The 2,721-nt window shown below is 52.7% G+C and carries 3 protein-coding genes; all 3 read left to right on the forward strand.

Annotation, left to right across the window (positions count from 1 at the left end; genetic code table 11):
- Nucleotides 1–564 (forward strand): FCSD flavin-binding domain-containing protein (locus BOW51_RS09420; protein WP_174564750.1); only part of this gene is annotated, 564 nt, incomplete at its 5' end.
- 149 nt (nucleotides 565–713) lie between these two features.
- Nucleotides 714–1,568 (forward strand): ATPase, encoded by an 855-nt coding sequence (locus tag BOW51_RS09425; protein ID WP_078477499.1) that lies wholly within the window; start codon nucleotides 714–716, stop codon nucleotides 1,566–1,568.
- Between the two features lie 3 nt (nucleotides 1,569–1,571).
- Nucleotides 1,572–2,642: a homoserine O-succinyltransferase MetA gene (gene metA, locus BOW51_RS09430; RefSeq protein WP_078477500.1), complete on the forward strand. Its 1,071-nt coding sequence runs from the start codon at nucleotides 1,572–1,574 to the stop codon at nucleotides 2,640–2,642.
- Nucleotides 2,643–2,721 lie beyond the last annotated feature (79 nt).

Raw genomic sequence — 2,721 nt, forward strand, 5'->3', positions numbered from 1 at the left:
TTCCTTTGGCGCTGGCGCACGTCAGAAAAACAGTCTCGCCTAGTGGCTACCGGGGACTACGCGCCTTCGATTCTCTCTCCTTGGCGCGCAGCGGTGGTCACAGTATCAAACTATGGTGATATCACGGCCCAGGTTGTCAACTTCATCCCTGACCAACGGGCACCAGCTATCGTACGCGATACAGTTGGTGGGACCTGGGGAGCAGTCGACCCCGTTAGCTATGCTTCCACAACAACTGCAAATGTACACATCATTGGTGATTCACAGGCGACCAGCCAGCCAAAAGCAGGACTTATCGCAAACTCCGAGGCGAAAGTGTGTGCAGATGCGATTGTCAGAAGCCTGATGCCGGCACCTATGCTCCCCTATGCTTATCCGATGACCAACTCGGCCTGCTTTACTCCGATCAATGCAAATGAAGCTGCCTGGATCAGTGCTGTCTACAAGTACAACGGTTCAGCAATCGTCACTGAGAAGGTCGGTAATTCACCCACCTACAACAAAGAAAACCATGAGCTGATGTTTGACTGGGCAAACAATCTTTTCTCCGATACATTCGGTTAAGTCAGAAAAGAGCTTATATACGGGGTCAGGAATCGCATTTCCTGGCCTCGTTTTTTATTGCTAAAAACACGGCAACAACTCGTCGTAATGTGGAGCAATCGAGGTAAAAAGACTAGAATAGACGGATTATTGAATCCGGAGTCACTCCATTGCGCATGTCGCCAGAAGCCTTTCGCGGCTGGAAAAACAGATGCATCACCCTGCTGGGCATGTCGGGTGTCGGCAAAACCTATCTCTCGACCCTGATGAGGGAGCACGACTGGTTTCACTATTCTGGTGATTACCGCATCGGCACACGCTATCTTGATGAGGCAATTCTCGATCTGATCAAGGAAGAAGCGATGCAGATTCCTTTTCTGCGCAAACTTCTGCGTAACGACTGGATCGACATCCATAACAACATCAAGATCGATAACCTCGGTCCCGTGCTCGCTTATGTCGGAAAACTCGGCAACCCTGAACTGGGTGGTGTACCGCTGGAAGAGTACCAGAGTCGCCAGGCCTGCTACAGGGAGGGTGAGATCGCTGCCATGAACGACCTGCCGGCATTCATTCACAAGGCACGCGAGATCTACGACTACCCGCACCTGATCAATGACGTCGGTGGCAGCTTGTGCGAACTTGAAGAGCCATCAGTCATCGATCTGCTGGCTGAAAACAGTCTCATCCTCTACATCAAGGTGACCAATGACGAGGAGAAACAGAAACTGATCGAACGTGCCCAGTCTGCTCCCAAGCCACTCTACTACCGCCCCGAGTTTCTCGATGAGCAACTGACAGCCTATCTTGAGGAGAATAACCTCGACTACGCTGCGCAGATGGATCCCGACGATTTCACCCGCTGGGTATTCCCTCGCCTGTTTCACTCACGCGTACCCCGCTACGAAGCGATTGCAGAGCAGTACGGTTATACTGTCTCAAGTGAAGAGGTTGCCGCAGTGCGCGACGAAAACGACTTCATTGAACTGGTCTCGACTGCAATTGAACGCTCTGGAAAGGATTAAGCCATGCCACTGGTAGCACACAGCAAACTGCCGACTTTCGAACGCATGAAACATGAAGGCCATGACGTGCTCGAGGAAGAGCGCGCCAGCCACCAGGATATCCGCGAATTGCACATCGGCCTGCTCAACATGATGCCTGATGCCGCGCTGGCAGCGACAGAACGTCAGTTCTTCCGCCTTGTCGGCAGCGCAAACCTGATTGCCCAGTTTCACATGCATGTATTCACACTGGACGAACTGCCGCGTAGTGACGAGGCTGGCGAATATGTCGATACTTATTATGAAACCTTCGATGACATCAAGCGTGACGGACTGGACGCGCTGATCATCACCGGTGCCAACGTCACTCACCCCGACCTTGCCTCCGAGCCCTTCTGGGAACCGCTTGCCGAGGTGATGGCGTGGGCACATGAAAATGTCACCTCGGTGCTTTGCTCATGCCTGGCAACACATGCGTTGCTGGAGCATCACTACGGCATCAAGCGCAACCCGATGGGATTCAAACGCTGGGGTATTTTTGACCACAAGGTCAGCATGCCTGAGCACCCTCTGGTAGAGAATATCAACACACGCTTTGATGTACCGCATTCACGCTTCAACCAGGTGACACATCAACAGCTTGAGGAAAAAGGTATTGTCGTTCTTGCCGAGGGTGATGAAGCCGGCGTACATCTTGCCGTGAGCCCAGATCTTTTCCGCACCGTATTTTTCCAGGGGCACCCGGAGTACGATACCAACAGCTTGCTGAAAGAGTACAAGCGCGAGGTATTACTCTGGTTCAACGATCAGCGCAAAGACTACCCACCATTTCCTGATAACTATTTAAGCCTCCAGGCAAAGGCAATTCTCGGCGAATACCGAGGTGAACTGATCGCCAGCAGGGAAACAGGCATAGAGCCCCCGGAATTCCCTGAGAAGCTCCTCATGACCCTGGTCGACAACACCTGGCGCGATACTGCGAAGGCAGTGGTCAGTAACTGGCTTGGTCACGTCTACCAGATTACCAACAGTCGTCGCGAACTGCCGTTTATGGATGGCATCGATCCGCAGGATCCTCTCGGACTGAAATCTTAATCCGATGATCAGTTTTGACGATGTCGCCCTGCGCCGCGGCACACGACTGCTGTTTGAGGGTGCTAGCTTCCGCATTCCC

Source organism: Solemya elarraichensis gill symbiont (assembly GCF_002021095.1).
Classification (GTDB): domain Bacteria; phylum Pseudomonadota; class Gammaproteobacteria; order Chromatiales; family Chromatiaceae.

Coding starts and splice junctions, on each gene's coding strand:
- metA (WP_078477500.1), top strand. CDS start 1,572: ATGCCACTGGTAGCACACAGCAAACTGCCGACTTTCGAACGCATGAAA.